The following is a 24033-nucleotide window of genomic DNA, read 5'->3' as shown; positions in this document are numbered from 1 at the left end:
GCTGGTGCTCAATTTTTATCGAATTCTCACCGCACGGACACCGGCCGATCGCTACAGCGACACCGCCGGCCCGCTCCACAGATCCAGCGGCGGGTCGGCGGCCACCGCACGCAGGATGTCGGTGCGCGAGATAAAGCCCGACAGCACCCCCGCTTCGTCGGTCACCGGCAGGCCGGGCAGGCCGGTGTCCAGCAACACAGCGGCCACGCGGCGCAGTTCGGTGTCGGGCGCCACGGTGGGCACGGGGCTCACCATCACTTCGGACACGGGACGGCGCGCCAGGTCGATGGCCTGCTTGACGGCGCCTGGCTGGGGCAGCAGGTCCAGCGGCGCCATGTCGGCCCGCAGCAGCAGCCCGATCACGCGGCCCAGCGTATCCACCACGGGGGCCTGCGCCACCTTGTGCTCGGCCAGGGTCTGCCAGGCGTCGTTCACGCGGGCCTCCGGCTGCACACTGAGGGCACCGGTGGTCATCACGTCGCTGACCTTGGTGAGCGGCTGGCGGGCCACCTGGGGGCCTTGTCCGGTCTGGGCGTAGGCGCTCACGGCGTCCTGCATGCGCAGGTTGACGACCGCGGGGGCTGTGGCGGCGTCCGACGTTGCAGGGTGAGGCGGTGTGGGGAAGGCTGGCACGGGTTCACCGGGCACATCCAGCGCCCGGGTGTGCAGCGCCTGGGGCCGCTGCACGCGCCGCACCGGCGAGATCTGCGACAGGTTTTCCGGGCCTCCCCGGTACATCTGCCCCGATGGTCCGAACACAAAGAACATGTTTTCCTCCTCCAACGGGTACGCCTTGCAGGCCCGCGAAGGGTGTTCGCGTGCGGTACTGCCCTACCCATGTTATCGGCAGTTGTGCGGCGCGCATGCAATGGAGGTTGTGTCCGCATGTTGCGGGCAACCCCTACACTGCCTCCCTTTGCCCCATCGGAGCCCCTTGCATGATCGACCGCGCCGCTATTGCCGCCGCCCGCCGCCACATTTCCGCCGCCCAGCCCGACTTTCTGCGCACCACGCCGCTGATGCGCGTGCCGGGCCGATCCCTGGGCGTGGACTGCGGCGAGGTCTGGCTCAAGCTGGAGCACCTGCAGGTGGGCGGCAGCTTCAAGGCGCGCGGCATGTTGTACCGCCTGCTGGCCAACCCGGTGCCCGAGAGCGGCGTGATCATCGCCTCCGGCGGCAACGCCGGCATTGCCGTGGCCGCCGCTGCCAAGGCCCTGGGTGTGCGCTGCGAGGTGTTTGTGCCTGAAGTCTCGCCCGAAGCCAAACGGGCGCGCTTGCGTGCCCTGGGGGCAGAGGTGGTCGTCACAGGCGCAGCCTATTCCGAAGCCTTTGTAGCCTGCGTTGCCCGCCAGAAGGCCACAGGCGCGCTGCAGGCCCACGCCTACGACCAGCCCGAAGTGGTGGCGGGCGCGGGCACCCTGGCGCTGGAGATGGAAGAGCAGGGCGGCCACCTGCCCGACACGGTGCTGGTCAGCGTGGGCGGCGGCGGCCTCATTGGTGGCGTGGCCGCGTGGGTGGAGAGCCGCGCCCATGTGGTCGCGCTGGAACCCGAACGCGCGCCTACCTTGCATGCGGCGCGCGCTGCGGGTCAGCCAGTGGATGTGGAAGTGGGTGGCGTGGCCGCCGATTCCCTGGGCGCCCGTCGCATCGGCGCCATCGGCTGGGAGGTGAGCCAGCGCCACGTGCACGATGCGCTGCTGCTGCCCGACGACGCCATCCGTGCCGCCCAGTTGTGGCTGTGGAAGGAGCTGAAACTGGCCGTGGAGCCCGCTGCCGCCCTGGGCCTGGCCGCATTGCAAACCGGCGCATACAAGCCCCAACCGCAGGAAACGGTGGCGCTCATTCTTTGCGGCGCCAACTTTGACCCTGTCAGCCTCGCCTGAGCCGAGACCGACCGCCCCTTTAAAATCGACACTATGCTTGACATCCTTCTCCTCCGCAAAGACCTCGACACCGCCATCGCGCGGCTGGAAACCCGCAAAAAGCCCCAGGCCTTCCTGGACGTCTCGGCGTTCCAGTCCCTGGAGTCCGAGCGCAAGACACTCCAGACCCGCACTGAAGAGCTGCAGGCCCAGCGCACCCAGCTGTCCAAGCAAGTCGGCATGCTGATGAGCCGCGGCGACAAGGATGGTGCCGAAGCCGTCAAGGCCCAGGTGGCCGCAGGCAAGGTGGAGCTGGAGCAATCCGCCGCCCGCCTGGAACAAGTGCAGGCCGAACTGCTGGCCATGCTGGTCGCGGTGCCCAACCTGCCGCACGAATCCGTGCCGGTGGGCAGCGACGAAGCCGGCAACGTGGAAGTACGCCGCTGGGGCACGCCCGGCACCTTCGATTTCGAAGTGAAAGACCATGTGGACGTGGGCACACCGCTCGGCCTGGACTTCGACATGGGCGTCAAGCTTTCAGGCTCGCGCTTCACCGTGATGAAGGGCACCATCGCCCGCCTGCACCGTGCGCTCGCCCAGTTCATGCTGGACGTGCAGACCCAGGAGCATGGTTACACCGAGTGCTACGTGCCCTACGCCGTGAACGCCGACTCGCTCAAGGGCACGGGCCAGCTGCCCAAGTTCGAAGGCGATTTGTTCGCGGCCAAGAAGGGCGGCCAGGACGGCGAGCCCGTGCCCGACAACGCGGCGCTGTACCTCATCCCCACCAGCGAAGTGCCGTTGACCAACTTTGTGCGCGATGTGGTGGTGGCCGAGGCTGAATTGCCCATCAAGCTCACGGCCCACACGCCGTGTTTCCGGTCTGAGGCCGGCAGCTATGGCCGCGACACGCGCGGCATGATCCGCCAGCACCAGTTCGACAAGGTCGAGATGGTGCAGATCGTGCACCCCGAAAAGAGCTACGAAGCGCTGGAAGAAATGACCCGCCACGCCGAGGCGGTGCTGCAAAAGCTGGGCTTGCCCTACCGCGTGATGAGCCTGTGCACGGGCGACATGGGTTTTGGCGCGGCTAAGACCTATGACCTGGAAGTGTGGCTGCCCGCGCAGAACACCTACCGCGAGATCAGCTCGGTGAGCAACTGCGAGGCCTTCCAGGCCCGCCGCCTGCAGGCCCGCTTCAAGAACGCGCAAGGCAAGAACGAGTTGGTGCACACCCTCAACGGCTCGGGCCTGGCCGTGGGCCGCACGCTGGTGGCGGTGCTGGAAAACTACCAGCGCGCCGACGGCTCTGTAGAGGTGCCTGAGGTGCTGCGCCCCTACATGGGCGGTGTGGCAGTGCTCCAGCCCTGAGAGGCTGAGAGTCTTTTATCCACGCCCGCCTTGCACGCCAAAAAGCCCCGGCTCGTCGTTGCAAATGCTCGCCATAGCCCGGGCTATGGCTGTGCTTTACGCCTAGATCCGAGGCGTTTTCGCGCGCCTTTCGGGCTTGGCTAAAAAACTCTCAGCCTCTGAGTTCTGCACGCTCCCCGCTGGCGAGATGCCAGCCACGACGGGCCCTTGTGGCCCGTTTTCTTTTGGAGTGTGTCCAGGCTAGTGGGTGGCCAGCCCGCGTGGTGCCGAAAAGTCCACCTGTGCCTGCGCCAGGCGCTGCATGGCGGGGATCAGCGCCCGTGCGTCGCCACGCCGCCACTGGAACGTGTACTGCAGCGGCGCAAGCGGGTTGCGCCCGCCCACGGCACGCAAGCCCAGCGGGCGCACCCATCCCGAGGGCAGAAACCCCACGCCCACCCCTGCGCGCAGCATGCCCGCCACGGCCCCCAAGCTGTTGCACAGGATGTGCTCGCGGACGGTGACCCCTTGTGCAAGCAACCAGTCGTCCAGCAGCCGCGTGGTGCCCGCGCCTGGCGGCAGCGTGACCAGTGGATGCTGCTGCAGCAGCGCTTTGGCGCCCAGGCGGCCAGCCCCCGGCAGGCTGGGTGACACGGCCCAGGCGAAATGTGCGGCACCCACGGGCTGCGACAGCAGCGTGCTGCGCGACGCGCGTCCTGCGATCACGGCAAAGTCCAGTTCACCGTCGTCCAGGCGACGCCCCAGAACTTCGCCCACATCCACACAGGGCTCCAGCGCCAGACCCGGGTGGGTGCGCCGCGCCATGGCCACAAAGGCAGGAAGCCAGGTGAGTGCGGAAAGGTCTCCCGTGCCAAAACGGCAGCGGCCCGTGAGTTCCCTGCCAGCCTCCAGTGCGTGGCCTAGCGCCGCCATGGCGTTGAGCACCCCCAGTGCGGCCGGCAGCAGGCGTTCACCCGCCTCGGTGAGCACGGCGCGGTGCCCGCTGCGGTCAAACAGCGGCTGGCCCAGGGTGGATTCCAGCTCGGTGATGCGTTTGGACAGGGACGACACCGACAGGTGCACGCGCTCGGCCGCCGTCACGAAATTGGCGCAGTTGGCCGCCCACCAGAAGGCTTCAAGCTGTTTGAATGATGGATGGGGCATGGGCGAAATTAGTGGTGAAAAGCGAATGAAATCATTCTAAATATTCCGCTTTCATTCACCGAACTGAAAATCTACAGTGGCGCTGCTTCCTGAACGCAATGAAACCCGCACCATGGCCATCCACCCTGTTTCCGCACCCGCCGCCACACCGCGCCCGCCTGCCGTCTTGCGACGCATGTTGTCGCTGCACGACTTCGAAGAGGCCGCACGGCAGCGCCTGCCCCGGCCGATCTTCGGCTACATCGCTGGTGCGGCCGAGGACAGCGCCTCGCTGCGTGACAACCGGGCCGTGTTTGAGGACTTCGCCTTCGTAACGCGGGTGCTGCGCGACGTATCGCAGCGTTCCCAAACCGTGGAGCTGTTTGGCGAGCACTACAGCAGTCCCTTCGGCATCGCCCCCATGGGCATCAACGCGCTGTCCACCTACCGGGGCGATCTTGTGCTGGCGCGTGCGGCCCGTCGCGCGGGCATTGTTTCGGTGATGAGTGGCACCTCGCTGATACCGATGGAAGACGTGGCACGTGACAGCCCGGGCACCTGGTTCCAGGCCTACCTGCCTGGCGACCAGGCGCGCATCGACGCACTCATTGACCGTGTGGGGCGTGCAGGTTTCCGCACCCTCGTTGTCACGGTGGACATCCCGATCTCGGCGAACCGGGAGAACAACATCCGCACGGGCTTTTCCACACCCTTGCGCCCCAGCCTGCGCCTGGCATGGGACGGCCTGGTGCGGCCACGCTGGGTGGCGAGCACCTTTGTGCGCGCATTGCTGCGCCACGGCATGCCGCATTTCGAGAACTCTTTTGCTGCGCGCGGCGCCCCCATTGTCTCTTCCACCGTGCTGCGCGACTTTTCGGCGCGTGACCATCTGAACTGGCGCCACATCGAGGCCATTCGCCGCCGCTGGAAGGGGCCCTTGGTCGTGAAGGGTCTGCTCAGCGTGGAGGACGTGTTGCAGGCACAGCGTGCCGGGGCGGATGGCGTGGTGTTGTCCAACCACGGAGGGCGCCAGCTCGACGGGGCCGTATCGCCGATGCGCGTGTTGGAAGAGGTGGTTGCCGCTGTAGGCGCTGGCTACCCGGTGCTTGTGGATGGAGGCTTTCGGCGCGGCTCCGACGTGCTCAAGGCCGTTGCGCTGGGCGCGCGTTTGGTTCTGGTGGGACGTCCGTTCAACTATGCAGCCGCCGTCGCCGGGGAGGCGGGGGTGCACCACGCAATCACGTTGCTGCGCGACGAGGTCGATCGCAACCTTGCCATGCTCGGTGCCACGGGTTGCAGCGAACTGGGGCCCCAGCACATCGTGCGCCAGCGGGGTTGAGAGGCAGATTTCAATGGACGGCACGGAAGTGCACCCTTATCCGTCCAAGGCGTCCAAAGAAAAAGCCCTGCGCTATTGATTAGATAGCATCAGGGCTTTGTCAGTGGCGGAGAGGGTGGGATTCGAACCCACGGTAGTGTTGCCACTACGCCTGATTTCGAGTCAGGCGAGCATAGCATTTCAAGGTGTTGATTGACGCTGATAGAATCAATACAAATCAACACGTTACATGCATTGCACTGGATGGGCAAACAGCCTGGGTGTTGATTGAAATTCCCCAAAATTGGGGCATTCTGGCTACATGGTGGCTACATGGTGGCTACATGATTTCTCATGTAGCCAAAACAGACCGGAGCAATCAGCATGGCCCGCCCCAAAAAGACAGACGCGCCAGACATTGCCCAGCGCATCAACCTGACCGCTGGCGCAATCGAGCGCCTGACCTGCCCCGCTGGCAAGCAACAGGCATTTATGCGCGATACCGAAGCCCCCGGCCTGCGCGTGCGTGTCACTGCTGCTGGTGCCAAATCTTTTGTGTATGAGGCGAAGCTGAACCGCCAGACCATCCGCCGCACCATTGGGGACGTGAAGCTGTGGAGCATTGAGCAGGCCCGCACCGAAGCCCGCCGCCTCGCCGTGGTGCTGGACAACGGGCAAGACCCCCGAGAGATAGAGCGCCAGCACCAGGCGGACAAAGCCGCAGAGAAAGCCGCCGCCGCTGCCAAGGCCGTGACCGTGGGCGAGGCCTGGACCGCGTATCTGGAGGCCCGCCGCCCACGCTGGGGAGCGCGTCATTACAGCGAGCATCTATTGCTGGTGAAGCCCGGCGGCGTTGCGTCCAAACGCGCCGCCGGTGGCGTGACTGCACCGGGCATCCTGCATCCCCTTACTTTGCTTGCGCTGCGTGACCTGACCGCACCCACTATCGAGGCGTGGGCCGAACGCGAGACACAAGCCCGCCCCGCTGCTGCCCGCCTTGCGTGGCGCTGTCTGAAAGCCTTTTTAGGCTGGTGCGCAGAACAGCCGGAATATGCGCTTGTGGTTCCCAGCGTGAACCCTGCCAAGACAAACAAGGCGCGCGAGAGTTTGGGCAAGGCAGGGGTGAAGCAGGATGCACTATTGAAGGAACAATTGCCCGCATGGTTTGACGCCGTGCGCACCCTGCAAAACCCCGTGATTGCCGCCTACCTGCAAACCCTGCTGCTGACTGGCGCGAGGGCTGGCGAGGTGCTGGGCTTGCGCTGGGAGGACATAAACACCAAGTGGCGTGGACTGACCATTCGGGACAAAGTGGAGGGCACCCGAGTTATCCCTTTGACGCCGTATGTGTGGCACCTGCTGGCAGCCCTGCCCCGCCGCACTGACTTTGTTTTTTCCAGCACGACCGCCGCTGGTGGCTGCATCGTCATTCCGCGCAATCCGCACCATGACGCCTGCGCAGTGGCCGGTATCGACGCCTTGACCGTGCATGGCCTGCGCCGCAGTTTCAAGAGCCTCACAGAGTGGCTGGAAATACCCACCGGTGTGGTGGCTCAAATCATGGGCCACAAGCCCAGCGCAACCGCTGAAAAGCATTACACCGTGCGCCCGCTGGACCTCCTGCGCGTTCACCATGAGCGCATCGAGGCGTGGGTGCTGGAGCAGGCGGGGGTTGTATTTGATGCCAAGGCCGCGCCCAGTACACTGCGTGCGGTTGTGTAACGTATAATTCACAGAACCCATGTTTGAAGTTCAGACTTACCTGAGCCCAAGCGGACAAGACCCCTACGCGCAATGGCTTGCCGCGCTGGCGGACAGACAAGCAAGGGCCCGCGTGCTGGTGCGAGTGGGCCGCATGGCCGCTGGCAACTTTGGGGACTGCAAACCCATTGCTGAAGGGGTTTGGGAACTACGCATTGATTGGGGGCCGGGCTACCGCGTGTATTACGCCCAAGCCGGAAAGCGCCTTGTGTTGCTGCTGGCCGGTGGCGACAAGCGCGCCCAGCAGTCTGACATTGCCGCAGCCCTGACGCACTGGCGCGATTGGCAACAGCGAAGGAAAACACCATGACAGCGAAGAAACAGCCAGCAAGTCGCCCGCACGATGCCGCCGTGGTGGAACTGCTGAAGGCAGACCCCGACTTTGCCAATGAGTATCTGGCCGTCGCCTTGGAAGAAGCCGACCAACCCGGCGGACAAGCTGCGTTGCTGGCCGCCCTGCGCCAAGTGGCCGAAGCACAAGGTATGGCCGCAGTGGCAGAGCGTGCGGGCATACCGCGTGAAAGCCTTTACCGAGCGCTGGGGCCCAAGGGAAACCCCACCGTTAAAACTCTGCTGGCCGTGCTGAATGCGGCCGGATTGCATTTGGCTGTGACGCGACAGGACAGCGCGCACGCCTAATCGGTTTTGCCCCAGCTAGGCCCGCTTCGAAACCGAGCCGAAAAGCCGGTGCCTCCCGCTGGCCTGCTGGGGCTCTTATCGAGGGAGCAGCATTCGGGAGGATGCAGTGAGCCAACGCCTGTATGACTCGGCCACCGCCGAAGCCTTGATGAAGTTCGCTTACCCAGAGTACGGGGAGTACGACCTCAAGCCCTACGTAATCAAAGAAAACGGGGTGTACGCAACCGAGGCATTCCGGGACGTGTGCCAGCCTGGAACTCTATTTAACTGGACGTTTGCCGACGAAATGGGATGGCCAGGCAGCCCCAATCCAGATACAGCACCATTCCTGCCCGTCCCGTTCAATGCAGCGCAGCTTGCAGCCGCCATGATTGACGGCCCAGGCCAATCCATCATGCATGCAATGGAGTATCAGCTTGGCTATCCGCTCGCTGATGACGCCCTGAACCGGTTTACAGACCGCATGAGGTGGGTGCGCGACGCCCTGGCCGAAGCCTACGCAGTGGCCGCTTCTGCGCAAACGACTGTTGGTGAGTTTGACCATGACGAAGACGCACGCGCTTCTGCGATGGCTCAACAATACGACGATGCAAACGGACAAGCCAATGAACGTGAGGTCGTGTCTGAGCAGGGAATCACCAGCAATGAAGCGAGTGCGCGCCGCGCACGTGCTGTGGCGTCAGTGGCCGACCTGAAAGCCCAAACAGAGCGGGCGCAGGCCGCAGTAGCCGACAAGTGGAAGGCGTGGCGCAAAGCCATGGTGCGCCAGCTATTGTGGGCAGACAGCCGCCGCAGCTGTATCTGAACTGACCCCCAGAAGTTGGACAAACTTCAAGGGGTTTCATGAAGAAGTATCAGACAGAGTTCAAGCTCAAAGTGGTCAAGAGTTTTATGGCTGGAGACAGCGCAGTTAAAACTAGAGCGCAGACAAGCGATTTTGGACTCCGGCCCACCTTTTTGCGTTCCCATTGAGGTTTTAGAGGCCGACATTGAAAAAGCCAAGCGCGAGCTTGCCGAGGCCGAGCATGAGATGCGTGTCATGCGCGGCGACTGTGATGATTTCAAACCGATGTGCAAAGAGCTGGGGCCAACCCAACCCAACGTAGGCGACTTCTCGGGCATGAAGAACGAGCATGAACGACAGGCCGAGCAGTTCGGGTTCTATGACGTTTTTCTGGACCTTGAACATTGGGTTGCTCTTCCTGATGTGTTAGCCCGCGAAGCTGCAATGTTGCTGTGTCTACACAACCCCCGAAAGATTAGCTTCGAGGACGCCAAAACCACCATGCGCCCCGACTTGCCTGATTGGCACCTTGAGCACCTAGACCGCAGGCTTTCTAACTATGCGGCGCTGAACCCCCGCCCGTGTCGCTCATTGTTGGGCTGGTACAGCGCTGCGCAGGAGATGCAAATCAAGCTGGCCCCTGAAACTGTATCGTTCATGGAGCATGTAGCAAGGCGAATGGAGTCCGATTCCACGCCAGCCGCGCCGGTGACGAATGCCAAGTCAAAGCCCCGCACATGGTGGGACGTTTCAAGCGCCTATATCGTGGAAGTAATGCAGGCCGGGCAATATGCGACAGCGAAAGAGCTATACCGCGCTTTGGAAGCAAAAGCCGGACCGAATGGCCCATTCGACAAAGGAACCGGGCCCAGCCGTGGAAGCCTTTTTGTGCGTGAAATTGCACAGCCTTTGAGCTTGAAAACGGTCCAAAACCGTTGGCCAGCGCTGCGCAAGCTGGCGAAAAATTGATGCCCTGATTCCCGCAGTTCCCGGAAGGAACGCCGGGAATGCCGGGAAGAAAAAGTTCACCCCACGACACAAATCAACGTGTCGGAAAGGTGAAAAATGCAGAGTGCAACCAATCACAGCGCATTGCCCCGCCGCGCTGTACCTGAGCCCCAACAGTTCCCCCCTCTGGAACTGGTGAACCGCCCCACGGTGCCGACCGAGCAGGCCGCGCACTACCTGAACCGCCGCCCGCAGACCCTGCGCACATGGGCCATGAATTCCGGGACTGGCCCCGTTTCCTGCATCCGCATTAATGGCCGTTTGGCATGGCCCGTGTCGGAACTGCGCCGCGTGCTGGGGGTTGCGTAATGAGCTCCGCTATCAATCGCCTGCTGCTGGCGCTCTGGTGCGCCACCCCGTCCCGCTGGTTTAAGAAGGGGGCTCGGTAATGAAAACGCCCGAGCCTTCCAAAGAAAACCCGAGCGCCCCGAACATGCGCATTTTCACATACCCAAAGCGCCGGGCGAGCGCGTGTGCGGAAATGCTGGCTGACATGCTGTCCGGTAAAGAGCTGACCGCCGCCGATACCCTGAGCAAGGCGGCCACGATGCGCGCTGCTGCGCACGTCCACTACTTGGCAAAACGCTATAACTGGCCCATCGAAGCCGATGAGCGCGCCGTGGGGTGCACTGACGGCCGCGTAGCTACTGTGTCCGCCTACAAGTTGCCCGCAGATTGCATCCACGCTGCGCATGCTGCTGGTGCTCGCCGCTGGATTGCCGAGGTCAAAGCCGCCCGCGCCACATTGCGCGCAAAAGCTGCCCAGGCCTACCGCAGCGCAGCCGCGATTAACAAGGCCCACAAGCGCCGCAAACACAATCCGGGGCAGCGGGGATTGTTTGACGGAGATGTGTAATGAGTGCACCAGTCAACCCCACCATGCAGCAGTTGGCAGACAGCGTGCGCGTACCACGCCGCACGTTTTTGCAATCTGCCGGCGTTCGTCGCTACGACTGCCACGAGCACGTCAAAGCCGTCCATGGTGGCCTGCTGCCACTGAAGCACAGCGAGATGCAGGCAAAGGCCCTGTCGCAAGATGAGCAGCGCGAGTCCTTGTCCGAACTGCCGACCATGGCACCGCGCCAACGTCACGACCTGGTGGCCATCATCAAAAGCGACTTGATGTTTGGCAACCATGAAGCGAAGCGCCGGGGAGCAAAGCAATGAGCGCCGCCGCTTTCCTGCGGGTGAAGAAGCTCAAGGGTAGCGGCATCGTGCTGGCCGCTGCACGCCACAACCTGCGCGAGATTCAGGCCGAGCTGGGGGCTGGTGGCAACATCGACCCGGCTCGCATGCACCTGAATGTGTTGGTGCACGGGCCGGGAGACGCTGCCGACGTGGCCGCACTTGCCAAGGCCCGCGTGCACGCCGCTGGTGTGGGCAAGCTGCGCAAAGACGCGGTACAGGCCATAGAGCTGGTGCTCAGCCTGCCGTCCGGACATGTGGCTGACACCCGCCGCTACTTTGCCGACTGCCTGGCCTGGGCCGCCACGCGCTTCGGGACTGAGAACATCCTCAGCGCGGTGACCCACCACGACGAGGCCGCGCCGCATATGCATGTGTTGCTGCTGCCGCTCGTGGGCAACAAGATGACCGGGTCTGAATTGGTGGGCAACCGCCGCACGCTGGCCGAAATGCAGGCGGGATTCCATTCGGTTGTGGCATCCCAGCACGGACTGCGCAAAGTCCCCAAACGCCTTGCGGGCCAGTCAAAGGAGGCTGCCGCCCATCTGGTACTGCAACACCTGCGCAAGGTCAACGACGGGGCTTTGCGCAGCACTACATGGCCGACCATCCGCGAAGCCATCGAACGCGACCCTGCACCGTTCATGGAGGCGCTGGGGCTGAATCTAGCCACACCGCAAAAGCCGACCAAGACGATGGCGCAGATTTTCACCAGCAAGGGCAAGGGGCCACGCTGTGAGCCGCAGAACTCTATAGGGTTTGCTGGTGGTGCAAGCGCAGAAGCCTATAGGGTTTCAGCCCCGAAAAAAGAGCAAAGCCTATGCTCTGTAGGGTTCGCTCCAAACCAGAGCGCTGCTATTCACCCCCAGGTCATGGAGTCACTGCCAGAGCTGTGGACTGTCGTGGGCTACAAATCGAAGTGGACAACATCACGCCCTAACCGCCTGCGCATCGCCAAAATCGCTGTGCAGCAGGCCATCAAGCGCCAAACGAGCCGACGACCCGCAGCACCGCCACCTCCCACCGTGCGCATTGACGACGACGGCATCACCCGCGAACGCGACGAATACGCAGACGACCTGAGCGCATGGAACTGACCGTGCACTGCTCTGCAAGACTGGGTTTTCGGAGCAAATGATGCGCGAGGCACGCGCGCTAACTTGCCATGAGTTTCCAAGACGGTTGCAGTGAAAGCATGCTGACTCAGCGTCTTAGAAAACCTGAAAAAACCTGAAATTGCAGCGCTGCGGAACCTGTCAAAACTTGACATTCCAACCCGGCGAAACTTGGTATTTGGCAACGTAGTACGCCAGCGGCACGCAGCGCCGGAGCCGCACGATGTCGGCAAACGCAGTGCCGACGACGGCGTTGCGAAAGGTTGCTGTGCCAGCATCACAGGCTGACAGGGGGCAAAACCTTGCACCGGTGGCTACATGATGGCTACATGAAGTGGAAAAAGAAAAACCCCGCTACTTTATTGATAGCGGGGTTTCCTTTGTACTGGCGGAGAGGGTGGGATTCGAACCCACGGTAGTGTTGCCACTACGCCTGATTTCGAGTCAGGTACATTCGACCACTCTGCCACCTCTCCTGTGTGTCGAAGCCTGCGATTATAGCAAGGTTTTCCGGGGCACCAGCGCCTCTTCCCGTCTCCCACTCCAAACGCGGTCACCTGTCGTGTGGCTGGCGTGCGCTCCGTCTGGCGGGGCTCCTGCCTGTAATTGCCTGTAATCGCTTTGCTTTTGGGGCCTGCCTACAGTCGCATCACTGCTTCAAAAAACGCAGTACCAAGCAACCCGGCGACAGGACATCAGGTAGGAGTCCCCATGGATATCAAGCTGCGATTTGTGAACCAATCCCGCGACGGCAATAAGTCGGAGGTGGTGATGTATCAGAAGAACCAGCTCACCAGCATGGCTTCGCTTGCAATGGCCTGGAAGGTGATCCGGTTCTGCGGACGTGACTGTTACCACCCCTTTGTTTTCCCAGCGGGTTTCGAAGTGGGCGTTGCCGATGAGTACGGCAATTTTTCACCCCGCATGGCCGCAGAAAACGGCCAGATGCTCAGGCTGGAATCCACCGCATCGGGTACCCGGCGCCTGCGGCGTGCGGGGCCGGCCAGTGCCTCCAATGAACTCGATGTGCTCAACGACCTGGGCCAGGGCGCGGTCAATGTCTGCGTATTCAGGGATGGCCGGATGGTGGGCATGAAGACTTCCGTCACGCCGGGCCAGAAGGCGGTTTTCCAGTACCAGCCGGTGCTGTGGATTGGCGTGGCCTCCCAGGTTGCGCAGGGCGTGGCGATCAGCTCTGCCGTCATGAGCAATGCCAACTCCGAGCTGTCGCTGTTGGGCATCGCCAGTGCGGACATCGTGATGTCGGGCGGTGGGCCTGGCGAGGGCTCCACGCCCTACGAATTCAATCTCGAGAACATCGTCCAGATCTGACCAAACAGGCAGAACAGGACACACAGAGTTCGCCTTCAGGGCCGCAGGGTCCGGGGGCAAACGGGCAACGCATGGCGTGTTGCCACCACTTTCACCAACAGGAGAAACTCATGGGCGTTCAACTCAATTTCATCAATAACTCCAACGACACGAACAACTCGGAGGTCGTGATATTCCAGAAGAATGTCGCCACCAATTTCGACGAACTGTCGGTGGCCTGGCAGGTCATCAAGTACTGTGGCCAGGGCGACAACCATCCGTTCACGTTTCCCATGGGCATGCAGGTGGGGGCCAGTGACAGCTACGGCAACTACACGCCGCAGCTGGATGCCCAAAATGGCCAGCTGTTCCAAATGGCTTTGACGACCTCTGGCGACAGGCTCGTGTCTGCAGGCAGTGGCACCAGTTCCAAGGAAGTGCAAGTGCTCAACGCCTTGCCCAAAGGGGCCATCAATGCCAGCTGCTACAAGGATGGCAAACTCCTGGCCATCAAGACCTCGATTGCACCCCAGCAAAAGGCGGTGTTCGAGTTCAAGCCCACCATCTGGATTGGTGTGGCTTCCCAGATCGTGCAGGGCCAGGTGATGAACTCGGCCATCATTTCCAACATCAACACCGAGCTGTCGCTCCTGGGCATTGCCAGCGCAGACATCGTGATGACCGGTGGCGGCCCAGGCGCCAACTCCACGCCGTTCGCGTTCAACCTCGAAAACATTGTGATGTGCTGAAGCAACGCGTCGGCGTGGGGCCGTGTAGTGCCCAGCGCCGATGCTCTGCAGCGCGCGCAGTCCACACAGGAAGCATGCCGTGAACGAAATGGTCCAAAGAAGATGGAGCGCCATGGATGGCTGCCTGGTCTTCGACATCACCATCAACCGTGCACCCCACGACGATGTTCCTTCGTGTGTCAGCGTGTCCTGTAGTTCAGGCGAGTCGGAGAGCCAGCGGGTCACCGTCACCAGACAATGGCCCGCCCAGCCCTTCGAGTTCAAATTCTCCTCGGGGTGCTATGTGTCAGGCTACCTGCAGCAAAAAACGCCGGTGCACATCGACGGCGCCCCCAATACGGCCATCTTTGCCGACATCCACTACGGCATGCGGGGGCAGGCGGATGACCACCACTTCGAAGGCATCATGGCGGCGTGCCCGATGCGGGGCCCCATTCCGCCACCTGGCCCACGGCCACCTGCTCCCACGCCGGTGGTGCCTGCGCCACCAGCCCCACCAGTCGATCCCGTCGAGCCGCTGCCTGTCCTCCACAGCCATCCGGAGGAGCTGTTTCCTTACGTGTACGTACGCCGCTGGCCCAAGATCTCGGCCGCGGATCTTTTGTATGGCTTTGTCCAGTACACCGGTGCAAGCCCTCCTTGCAGCAGCTTTTTCGAGGACCTGGTAGCGGCACGCAGCCAAGGCCGCGAAGCCGTGCAGTCCCTGGCGCTGCAATTTATTGACGGAGACTCTCCCTATCAGGGGCTGTTCATCGGCAACATGGATTGCCTCCCGGGACCCATGAGCCAGTTTGCATCTTTGCTAGCGCAACTCCCCGCCTCGGATGACAAGCCACGGGAGTGGCTGGCAGCTGCCCATGCGGAGGTCGCGCAGTTGCTGCAGCGGTACGCCCTGACCTGGACCTACTTGGAGTCTGGAACCTATGCACAGGCGCTGGACAGGGTTTGGCAGAGTTACTTTGCCTTGATCATCACCCTGGGGTATGACACGGGCTTGCTCGATGGGTTGACCCGCACCTTGCAGCTGGCGAATCTGATCGCGGTGGCTTTGCAGCCCGGCACCCAGGGCATAGCCACAGTGGGTGCTGCTTCGGCAACGCCTGTGCTCCTGCAGCCGGATCCCATCAGTTCCGCCCAGATTGCGTCGCTGCGTGAGGCCACGGTGGTGCTGCCGGGGCAGGTGTTTCCTTTACCGTCGGTCGGCGCTGCAGACCACTCGCCGCCCGTGGCGCGAGACGGCTGGATTGAGCCCTATGCCATTGGCGACTTGCAGATGGTGCGCCAGCGTTTGCTGCGCTACCAAAGCGGAGAGATCGCGCGCATAGAAAACGTGATGCGCGGTGAACGCCGGGAGGTCACGCACAAACGCACCCACCGGCAAAAGGATGAGCAAAAGCAGACCCTGGCCGAGATGCAGGTTCTGCAAAACGATGCAGCGGACGAACGCAGCAATCTGCAGGAGGAATCGCGCAAGACCGTGGCCGAAGCGACCGAGACCCACCAGTACAACAAGTTCACCAGTAGCTATGGCCCTCCCACCCAGGCCACCCTGGATGGCTCTTGGACCAAGGCCGTGCAGCAAGGCGCCAATCCTGGGCTCGACGACACCATCCGCTTTGCCCGCGACATCCTGAACAAGACAGTCAACCGCGTCAGTCGCAGTGTCAGCCACACGCGCTCCAGTAGCAGCATGAGCCAGACCGAAGATGCCGTGGTCAGCCTGATCGACAACACCGCGGGCACCCAGAACATGCGCGCCGTGTTCCGCTGGGTGAACAAGGTGTACGAAGCGTGTGTGGTGAACTATGGCCAGCGCCTGATGATGGAGTTCATGGTGTGCCAGCCCGCTGCGGGTTTTGTCGCTCAGGAGCAGGCGCTGGCGGGACAGGACTTCGCCAAGCCATTGCCACCGCTGCAACTGGGGGTTGCCACCTTTGAGGACATCAAGGTGGACGGCCCGCGTAACTATGCGCAGCTCGGTGCCTACTATGGTGTGCTGGATCTGGAGCCGCCGCCCTTGGCGGAGCGCTTCGCCTCGGCCACCTTGCGCAATGGCGAAGAAAAGCAGATTGCCGTCCCCGCAGGGTATTGCGCCACCAGAGCCTTTGTCAGCTGCATAGGCTCGTCCCCTGAGTTGCCAGCACCTGTTGTGCTGGTGGGGCAGCAAACCGTGACCCCTGGCACTGTGTCCAGCGCCGTGGTGATGCGCGGAGAGGACGAGACCGTGCCGGTGTCCGTGACAGACTATCAACCCGGTTTCTCGCCGCCTGGCGATCACCCGTTGCAGGTCAATGTAGAGATCAGTTGCACGCCTTCCAGTCGGTGCATGGACCAGTGGCGCATCCGCATCTACGCCAGCATCGTGCGTGGCTATCAGGAGCGGATGGCAGCCTACCAGGGCCGGGCCCAGGGCGGGGGGGCGTCTCCCGCGCCCGCCTTTTCACCACTGGCCCACCGGCAGATTGAGCAGCGCGAGCTGAAGAACGCCTGTCGGCGCCTGTTGCTGGGGCGTCTGCAAACCCTGACCGGCATGTCCGCAGATGCCGCGTGGGGGTCTCCGCCGTCGCAGTTTGAGGTCAACGAACCCCGCTATCTGCAGTTCTTCGATGAAGTGCTGGAGTGGAACGAGATGGCCTACAGCTTTTATGCCAGCCCCGGCATGACTGCTGCGGGCCGGGTGCCTGAGCTGGGGAGTCTTGCGGCCGACGACGATGCCTTGTTCGCCAACTTCTTACAGGCTGGCCAGGCACGTGTCCTGTTGCCCGTGCAGCCGGCGCATGTCATGGCCTTTCTCTATTTTTACTCGGCCGGCATGCTGTGGGTCGCCCCGGATCGCCTTGCCCCCGTCAATGCGAGCGACATAGCGTTGGCCAACGACCTCAAGCATGCAGGGCCCAGGCAACAGAACCCTGCGCTCCGCCCGGGGCCGTGCTGGCAGGTGGTGGTACCTACAGCCATGCAGGTGCTCGATGCGTCGGGCGTCGAACAGGGCGCTGACCTGCCCGCTGTCAGGGAGGCTGCGCCATGATGGTGATACCAGGGGCTGCCGGCCCCTTCTTTGGTCGAACCGGCTTTGGCGAACTGCCCGTGGGTTCTGTGACGGCGTTTGCGGGCACCCTGGGGCTGCCCGACAGCGCGAGCCCTCCCGCTACGGTGAGTCCGACTGCTTACACCACCAACCCCCTGGAGGCGTGGGGATGGATGGTTTGCGATGGCCGGTCATTGGCCTGTGTGGACTACCCCGAACTGTTTGCCGTGCTGGGCTACGTGTATGGCGGTGCCGACGACAACTTCAACATCCCCGACTACCGTGGCTACTTTCTTCGCGGCATTGGCACGGGCACCCGCAACGACCCGGACATTGGCCAGCGCAGCAAGCCGCCGGGTGGCCAGGGGGCGAGCGATGGGGTGGGTTCCGTTCAGCCGTTTGCCGTGCAGACGCATGAGCACACCTACAACAGTGCACCGGCACCCTCGGCACCATCACCCAGTGGAACGGCGGCGGGCGCGCCCAGCGTCACCAGCACGCCGACCAAGGGCGGGCCGGTCACTGGCGCGGGCCAAGCTCCGCCGGTGCAAGTGAGCTTGAACGAAACGCGGCCCCTCAATGTGTACGTCAACTACCTCATCAAGTTCACCTATGGACTGGTCCCGCTTTTGAGATGACCGCGCACGTGTCCCCAGAACCCTTTCCAAGGAGAAATTGCATGGCATACACCAACGTCCAATTCATCGGCTACGTGCTCGACACGGCGCCCCAAGTGAACCCTGATGGATCCAAGACCTATCTGGGGCTGAGCGATCCAAGGCTCGACATTGAGGCGCGCTGCGATGTGATGTTGCGCGCCATGCAGACGGCCCGGGATGCACTGCCGCAGACGTCTCCACCGGTACCCGAGGGGGAAACACTGAAGGTCTTCCTGGCCCCCGAGTTCTTTTTTCGAGGTGCCTCGGGTGCCTACCAGATGGACGATGTCCAACGCGCCATCACCTCGTTGCAGCGCCTGGCGGCCGATGACCAGTGGGTTGACTGGGTGTTTGTGTTCGGCACCATTTTGGGCGCGTCGTCCGCCACCCAGCAGACGCCTCCCTACGACATCGATCCGCTCGCCAGCACCGAGATCTACAACTTTGCGCTGGTGCAGCAGGGGGGCATGGCGGCACAGGGCGATGCGGGGGCGCGGATGGTGATGAAGGAGTTGATGTCGGGGGTTGATTTCATCGCCACTGCCGCGAATCCGGGCGGCCTGTTGCTCGGCGACGTGGAACATTGGCCTGCATCGACCGGGGGTGGACTGGGGCGTGAGCAGCAAGAGGTCAACTATGACGGTGCCGGCGTGTTCGAGCTGGCAGGCATCACCTGGGGGCTGGAGGTCTGCCTGGACCACGGCGGCACGGTGCGCCGGCTACAGAGGTCGCCACAATTGCCGGGCCAGAAGCTGATTCAGCTGCAGGTGGTGCCATCGTGTGGCATGGGCATACAGGCCCCCAGCGTCATCACGCAGGCAGGCGGCTATGTCTTCAATTGCGATGGCTCGGGCGCGGCAAGCCACTCCACCCTGGTGCAGCAGGTGCCACCGGTGGCCAACGTGCCCTTGCTGAGCAGCGCACCGGTCGGCGACGCCGCTGTCGCACTGCAAAGCACTTCGCCCATGGAGGATGTGGCTGTCAGCGCCCTCTACGCCAGGGGGCCGGGCGTGGTCAATATCTATCCGGCACAGGCCTTGCCCGCACAGCAGGTGGTGGCGGGTAATACCGTATGCCTTGATTGGCCCGCCAGCCCCGACTACCGCTTCATCTTCCAGCTGGTCTACAACAGCAGTGGCAACTTCGTGACGTTGGTGTGCGAAATACGCAGCAAGAAGGCCAACTTCTACGGGAACAACTATTTCCTGCCGCTTTCGCTGCAGACGCAGGACTCGTGGAAGCAGGATGTGCGCATCCAGATGACCTTGGCGGCGGGCAGCAGCCCCTACGCTGGTGCCGTGTGGTGCAAGATCAACGTGCCGGGTTTCATCTTTGAAGGCAATGCCTTTGAGTTCAGTGCCACGTATGGTGGCCCCGCGCCGTTCACCATCTGGCAGTCCACGGACACGGACACGGATGGGCTGGGCGATGACAACCTGTGACCCTGGCGCCGAAAGCGCACTGCATGCACTGAGCGTGTCGGTGGGCCCGCGGGCCTTCCAGGTGCTTGCCAGTGCGACCCGGTGTGCCTTTTGGCGCCGTGTGGAGGCTGGCGCGTGGGAGCCGCAAACCTTCGAGGTCTTCCGGCGCTTCCTGCAGCCCGACCGCTCCTACATTGACCTGGGTGCCTGGATCGGCCCTACGGTGCTTTATGGCGCGGCACTGTCACGCTGCGTGCATGCCGTGGAGCCCGACCCGGTGGCCTTCGCAGAGCTGGACCGCAACGTGCGAGCCAACCCTGGGCTGTGCGAAAAAATCCACCTGCACCCCTTCGGCATTGGCCCCGAATCTGGCCCGCTGCATCTCTACGCCGGTGGTCTTTACTATGCAGGACACAGTGAGTTCGGGGACAGCATGTCGGGCATGTTGGCCGCGCCGGATGTGCCTGGCCAGCCTTGCCACAAGGCGCGGGGTGTGGACATGGAGCACTTTCTGCACATGTATGCCAGGAAGGACTGCAACTTCATCAAGATGGACATAGAGGGTGGCGAATACGCTGTGATTCCCGGCCTCTGGCGCCGTTTGTGGCGGTGGGGGCCACCCACCCTTTGTGTGTCCTTCCATGCTCCGGAAATCGCCCGGCGCGAGTCCTTGGTGCGGGCCTGCATCGAAGAGCTGCTGCTGTGTTACCCGCGCTTTTATGCGGCTGCCGACACCAAGGCCGTTGCGCTCGAAAAACTGGCGGACGCAGTGCATGACTGGGGCGACGACGCCCCTGGCAGCCCCTGGCGCAAGCTGGAGGCGCTGCTGGGAGCAGGTTTGGTGGCAACCCGTGAGGAGTGGTGAATGACTGCTGCACAAAATCGCCAGATCCTGATTGGGGTGCATGTGACGGGGGCTGGCGAAGGTCTGGCCGCCACGCTGTGCAGTGTTTTCGAGAACACGCCGCTGCCCTTCGGGCTGCGGATACTGCCGGACAGTGTCCTTGCATCCCAGGCCCCGGCCGTGCAGCAGGTGCGGCTTGCCCCCGAGTCCCTTGTTCAGCGGTCCAGCCCGGCGCAGCCGGGGGCTGCCGCCTGTTTCAACCAGCTGGTGAGCGAGCCTGCCGACATCTATGTGTTTCTGGAAAACGGCGCGCGGGTCTGCCCTGGCTGGCTGGAGCTGATCTTGGCCGCGCTGGACAGCGATGCCAGCCATGGGTTGGCGGGCCCCTCCACCAACCGGGGATGGAACGAGCAGGCCGTGGCACCAGGCTGCGGCGCTACCCAGGAAGCGCTGTGGGACCAGGCGGACGCCTTGCTGGCTCGCTACGGCAATGCCTGCGTGCCCCTGGCGCCCCTGCACAGCCTGGCAGACTTCTGCTACGTGGTGAAGAACGAGGTGGTGGCCGCCATTGGCGCGGCGGACGCGGCATACACCCAGGGCCCCTGCTGGGAGATGGACTACAACGTGCGCGCCGCCCGCGCCGGCTTCCTGGGGGTCTGGGTGCAGGGCGCCTTCGTCCACCGAGCGCCCCGCTGCGCGGTGCTGGCACCTGTCCACGATGGACTGCTGGAGGCCAACAAGCGGCTGTACCAGGACCGGTTCTGTGCCTGGCGCAGCGAGAGCCATCCGCAGGCACCGCCCTATCACGGCCACTGCGCAGGGGATGGTTGCCGCTACTTTGCCGTGCCGGAGCAGATGCGCATCTTTGTGCCACTGCCCGGCAATGTGGCACCTGCGCTGCAGGTGCCCGAAGGCACCGCGCCCTCGGCGCCGCCCTTGCTGAGCTGCGTCATGCCCACGCGGGGGCGTGCAGCCTTTGTTGCGCAGTCGATCCGCTACTTCCAGCGGCAGGACTATCCCGCGCTGGAACTCATCATTGTCTACGAGCAAGAGTCTGATCTCCCCGCCGGCATCGACGACCCACGCGTCCGCTGCATCCGCATGCCGGCCCGTACCAGCATTGGTGCCAAGCGCAATGAAGCGGTGCGTGTGGCGCGGGGCGAGCTGATCGCGCATTGGGACGATGACGACTGGTATGGCGCGCAGCGCCTGAGCCGCCAGGCCGCGCCCATTCTGCACAACCTGGCGGATGTCACCGGGCTCAACGACATGTTGTTCATGGCCCGGCCGCTGGCCGAGTTCTGGGCGAGCAGCCGGGCGCTGTTTCGTCGGATGTTTGTCGAAAACGTGAGCGGTGGCACCCTGGTCTTTCGGCGCAGCCTGTGGGAGCGCCAGGGGCGGTACCCCGATACATCGCTGCGGGAGGATGCGGATTTCCTGCTGAAGACCCTGCGGGGCGGAGCGCGGCTGTGCCGCATTTCGGGGCGTTCACTGTGCATCTATGTACGCCACGATGGCAACACCTGGAAGTTCAAGGAAGGCCACTACTTGCAGCAGGCCGCCTGGGCCCTGGTGCCTGTACCGGACTGCCTGCTGGACGACGACCGCAGCTTTTACTTTCCTGCCACCCCTGGTGGCACGGCTGAGACAGGTGGCCCGCAGGCGCCCGCGATGCCGATGGTGTCGTGCATCATGCCCACCGCGGACCGGCGTGAGTTTGTGCCACAAGCCATCCGGAACTTTCTGGCGCAGGACTATGAACCCCGTGAACTGATCGTGCTGGACGACGGGCGCGACAGCGTGGCCGATCTGATCCCATCGCACGGCGGAATCCGCTACCTGCGCCTGGACCGCAAGTCCACCATCGGCGCCAAGCGCAACATTGCCTGCGAACTGGCGCGTGGCGAGGTGATAGCGCACTGGGACGACGACGACTGGATGGCGCCCACCTGGCTCAGTTCGCAGGTCAAGGCCTTGCGGGGCCAGGGGGCCGACATCTGTGGCCTGGACAAGGTGTTCTTCTATGCGCCGGACGCGCGCCGGGCTTGGCAGTATGTGTACGATGGGCGCACGCCCTGGGTGTGTGGCGGCACGCTGTGCTACCTGAGGGAGTTCTGGCGCAGTGTCCCGTTCGCGGATATCGATGTGGGGGAAGACAACGCTTTTGTCTGGTCGGTGCGGGACAAGCGGATTGCCACCAACCCGGATCAGCATCTGTACGTGGCCCGTGTCCACGACCGCAACACCAGTCCCAAAGACACCTGGAACCGGCGCTGGCACAGCTACCCGGTGGAGCACGTTGAGAGGCTCATTCGCTGACCCGCTGACTCTGCGGGAGGCTTACGGGTGGGTAGCAGGTGCCAGCCGGTATACCGGCTCGGGTTCTGGTGGATGGGCCTTGCCGGTGCTGGCGTAGGCTTCCATTTTCACGCTGCCGGCCAGCTCGTGGTGCGCGCGGTGGCTCAGCAGAACCGTCCCGGGGCCCGCCAGGCTGTTCAGGTGCAGCGTCACGTTGGCCGCGTGGTGGCTGTCCAGGGGCTCCCCGTGGGGCTGCAGGGTGGCCGTGTGCATGCCGCCCGATATTTCCAGGCGCACCCCATGCCGTACCTCCAGAATGCGGCTTCTTCGTTGCACACGGATGCACAGGTCCTGTGCCAGGGCTGCGGCCTGCTGCAGGTTCTGTGCGCTGCTGGGGCCCTGCTCGAAGTGGAACAGCATGCAGTCTCCCAGCGTCCCCGCGCCATGGCCCTGGCCCGACTGCACGGCATTGGCGCACCAGCGCAATTGCTGCTCGCGGATCTCCTGCAGGTCGGACAGTGCCAGGGATGCGTCGCGGGCGGGGTACAGGCGCAAGGTCAGGCACAGGATGGCGCGCGAGGGAGCACCGGGGGGTTGTAGCCTGGGATGTTCCAGCGAATCCATGGTGGCGTGTTGCGCCCGGCCGGATGCAGCGTGGGCTGCGGGGATGGGCCCCGCCGGGTGGCTGGGACTGCGGGGCTGGCCTGCCTGTGCCAGGCACCGGGCGAGGTCACCGTGCAGTTGCACGGCATCGGCGGTGCGCCGGCGCACATCTTTTTGCAAAGCCTGCTGTAGCAGCGTGCCCAGCGGACTGCCTTGCAGTTCCTCGGGCAACGGGACGGTTTCCATGCTCATCTGGCGTTGCAGCACCTCCGTCAGGCTGGCACCCTGGATGCTCGGCCGGGCGCTCAGGCACTCCACGAACATCAAGGCCCAGGCATAGATGTCGGTGGCGGGCCCGCACGCTTCGCCGCGCAGCTGTTCTGGCGCGCAGTAGGCGGGCGTGCCTTCGGCCCCAGCCGTGAACTGGGGTTCCCCGTGGTGGCTGGCAAGCCCGAAGTCCAGCACCTTGGCGTGCAAGTTGGTGCCGCTGGAAACCACCATCACGTTCTCTGGCTTCAGGTCCCGGTGCACGATGTGGTGGGCATGGAGGAAAGCCAGGGCATCGAGCAACTGCGCCATCAGCCCCGCCGTGTCCGGCAATGACAGCTTGCCCTGGCGCTGCAGAAACTCGCGCAGCGTTTCGCCAGCCACGTATTCCAGCACGGCAAACGGCACGCCCTCCTGGGCCAGGCCTTTGTCGATGAGCCGGACCACGTGGATGTGTTGCAGCAGGGCCAGCACCCGGGTTTCCTGGTGCAGCCGTTGGTGCACACGCCGCCGGTTGGCGGGGTCGCGCGCGGCCGGGGTGCTCGGAATCTTGATGGCCACGAACTGGCCGGTGCTGCGCTGCCTGGCCTTGAAGACCTGGCCCGATGCGCCCTGGCCCAGCAAACCCAGCGATTGATAGCCCGGCACACCCACGGGAAAACCGTGCGTGGGCACTCGTGTCATTGCA

The 24033-nt window shown here is 63.6% G+C and carries 21 protein-coding genes and 1 tRNA gene; 18 read left to right on the top strand and 4 right to left on the bottom strand.

The window, feature by feature from the left end; translation table 11 throughout:
- Positions 1 to 51: 51 nt before the first annotated feature.
- Complete coding sequence (locus tag ASE39_RS02545) at positions 52 to 768, bottom strand: CBS domain-containing protein (RefSeq protein WP_057270309.1); 717 nt, start codon at positions 766 to 768, stop codon at positions 52 to 54.
- Positions 769 to 938: 170 nt separating this feature from the next.
- On the opposite strand from ASE39_RS02545, the gene ASE39_RS02540 reads away from it, so the two are divergent.
- Positions 939 to 1883 carry a threonine/serine dehydratase gene (locus tag ASE39_RS02540; RefSeq protein WP_057270074.1) on the top strand — a complete coding sequence of 315 codons (945 nt, stop codon included), beginning with the start codon at positions 939 to 941 and terminating at the stop codon, positions 1881 to 1883.
- A 33-nt stretch (positions 1884 to 1916) separates the two neighbouring features.
- Entirely contained in the window at positions 1917 to 3233 is a 1317-nt protein-coding gene (gene serS / locus ASE39_RS02535; RefSeq protein ID WP_057270073.1) for a serine--tRNA ligase, read from the top strand.
- Positions 3234 to 3473: 240 nt separating this feature from the next.
- Here serS and ASE39_RS02530 read toward each other — a convergent pair whose 3' ends face one another.
- Positions 3474 to 4376: a LysR family transcriptional regulator gene (locus ASE39_RS02530; protein ID WP_057270072.1), complete on the bottom strand. Its 903-nt coding sequence runs from the start codon at positions 4374 to 4376 to the stop codon at positions 3474 to 3476.
- 112 nt (positions 4377 to 4488) lie between these two features.
- On the opposite strand from ASE39_RS02530, the gene ASE39_RS02525 reads away from it, so the two are divergent.
- The 9 genes from ASE39_RS02525 to ASE39_RS02480 all read left to right on the top strand — a co-directional run bounded on the left by ASE39_RS02525 (position 4489) and on the right by ASE39_RS02480 (position 12147).
- Complete coding sequence (locus ASE39_RS02525) at positions 4489 to 5694, top strand: alpha-hydroxy acid oxidase (RefSeq protein WP_057270308.1); 1206 nt, start codon at positions 4489 to 4491, stop codon at positions 5692 to 5694.
- Between the two features lie 363 nt (positions 5695 to 6057).
- The gene (locus ASE39_RS02520; protein WP_057270071.1) at positions 6058 to 7395 is read left to right on the top strand and encodes an integrase family protein; all 1338 of its coding nucleotides are present in this window, start codon (positions 6058 to 6060) and stop codon (positions 7393 to 7395) included.
- 19 nt (positions 7396 to 7414) lie between these two features.
- Positions 7415 to 7744, top strand: a complete 330-nt coding sequence (locus ASE39_RS02515) for a type II toxin-antitoxin system RelE/ParE family toxin (RefSeq protein WP_057270070.1) — start codon at positions 7415 to 7417, stop codon at positions 7742 to 7744.
- A complete protein-coding gene (locus tag ASE39_RS02510; RefSeq protein WP_057270069.1) occupies positions 7741 to 8073 on the top strand; it encodes an addiction module antidote protein in 333 nt (110 codons plus the stop codon). The genes ASE39_RS02515 and ASE39_RS02510 overlap by 4 nt, the downstream gene beginning before the upstream one ends.
- A gap of 106 nt (positions 8074 to 8179) precedes the next feature.
- A complete protein-coding gene (locus tag ASE39_RS02505; RefSeq protein WP_057270068.1) occupies positions 8180 to 8878 on the top strand; it encodes a hypothetical protein in 699 nt (232 codons plus the stop codon).
- Between the two features lie 132 nt (positions 8879 to 9010).
- Complete coding sequence (locus tag ASE39_RS26190) at positions 9011 to 9826, top strand: hypothetical protein (RefSeq protein ID WP_140426660.1); 816 nt, start codon at positions 9011 to 9013, stop codon at positions 9824 to 9826.
- A 427-nt stretch (positions 9827 to 10253) separates the two neighbouring features.
- On the top strand, positions 10254 to 10721 hold the full coding sequence (locus tag ASE39_RS02490; protein ID WP_057270065.1) for a hypothetical protein: 468 nt from the start codon (positions 10254 to 10256) through the stop codon (positions 10719 to 10721).
- Positions 10722 to 10744: 23 nt separating this feature from the next.
- Positions 10745 to 11032: a hypothetical protein gene (locus tag ASE39_RS02485; RefSeq protein ID WP_242421346.1), complete on the top strand. Its 288-nt coding sequence runs from the start codon at positions 10745 to 10747 to the stop codon at positions 11030 to 11032.
- Positions 11029 to 12147 (top strand): plasmid recombination protein, encoded by a 1119-nt coding sequence (locus tag ASE39_RS02480; RefSeq protein WP_057270063.1) that lies wholly within the window; start codon positions 11029 to 11031, stop codon positions 12145 to 12147. Before ASE39_RS02485 ends, ASE39_RS02480 begins: the two co-directional genes overlap by 4 nt.
- Positions 12148 to 12551: 404 nt before the next feature.
- On the opposite strand, the gene ASE39_RS02475 is transcribed toward ASE39_RS02480, so the two are convergent.
- A tRNA-Ser gene (locus tag ASE39_RS02475) sits at positions 12552 to 12641 on the bottom strand.
- Between the two features lie 235 nt (positions 12642 to 12876).
- Between ASE39_RS02475 and ASE39_RS02470 the strand changes: the two genes are divergently transcribed.
- The 7 genes from ASE39_RS02470 (at position 12877) to ASE39_RS02440 (ending at position 22496) form a co-directional block, all read left to right on the top strand.
- Positions 12877 to 13497, top strand: a complete 621-nt coding sequence (locus ASE39_RS02470) for a hypothetical protein (protein ID WP_010463336.1) — start codon at positions 12877 to 12879, stop codon at positions 13495 to 13497.
- 110 nt (positions 13498 to 13607) lie between these two features.
- Positions 13608 to 14225 (top strand): hypothetical protein, encoded by a 618-nt coding sequence (locus ASE39_RS02465; RefSeq protein ID WP_010463337.1) that lies wholly within the window; start codon positions 13608 to 13610, stop codon positions 14223 to 14225.
- Positions 14226 to 14313: 88 nt separating this feature from the next.
- Complete coding sequence (locus tag ASE39_RS02460) at positions 14314 to 17253, top strand: hypothetical protein (RefSeq protein ID WP_242421358.1); 2940 nt, start codon at positions 14314 to 14316, stop codon at positions 17251 to 17253.
- Complete coding sequence (locus tag ASE39_RS02455; RefSeq protein WP_057270061.1) at positions 17250 to 17891, top strand: tail fiber protein; 642 nt, start codon at positions 17250 to 17252, stop codon at positions 17889 to 17891. Before ASE39_RS02460 ends, ASE39_RS02455 begins: the two co-directional genes overlap by 4 nt.
- A 41-nt stretch (positions 17892 to 17932) precedes the next feature.
- Positions 17933 to 19354 carry a hypothetical protein gene (locus tag ASE39_RS02450; RefSeq protein WP_057270060.1) on the top strand — a complete coding sequence of 474 codons (1422 nt, stop codon included), beginning with the start codon at positions 17933 to 17935 and terminating at the stop codon, positions 19352 to 19354.
- A complete protein-coding gene (locus ASE39_RS02445; protein ID WP_242421345.1) occupies positions 19341 to 20198 on the top strand; it encodes an FkbM family methyltransferase in 858 nt (285 codons plus the stop codon). The genes ASE39_RS02450 and ASE39_RS02445 overlap by 14 nt, the downstream gene beginning before the upstream one ends.
- Positions 20199 to 22496 (top strand): glycosyltransferase family A protein, encoded by a 2298-nt coding sequence (locus ASE39_RS02440; protein ID WP_057270058.1) that lies wholly within the window; start codon positions 20199 to 20201, stop codon positions 22494 to 22496.
- A 21-nt stretch (positions 22497 to 22517) separates the two neighbouring features.
- On the opposite strand, the gene ASE39_RS02435 is transcribed toward ASE39_RS02440, so the two are convergent.
- On the bottom strand, positions 22518 to 24029 hold the full coding sequence (locus tag ASE39_RS02435) for a protein kinase (RefSeq protein WP_057226534.1): 1512 nt from the start codon (positions 24027 to 24029) through the stop codon (positions 22518 to 22520).
- Positions 24030 to 24033 lie beyond the last annotated feature (4 nt).

Origin of the sequence: Acidovorax sp. Root267, from assembly GCF_001429215.1 — a bacterium.
GTDB classification, from domain to species: Bacteria; Pseudomonadota; Gammaproteobacteria; order Burkholderiales; family Burkholderiaceae_C; genus Acidovorax; species Acidovorax radicis.
This window is presented reverse-complemented; position numbering and strand designations above follow the sequence as displayed.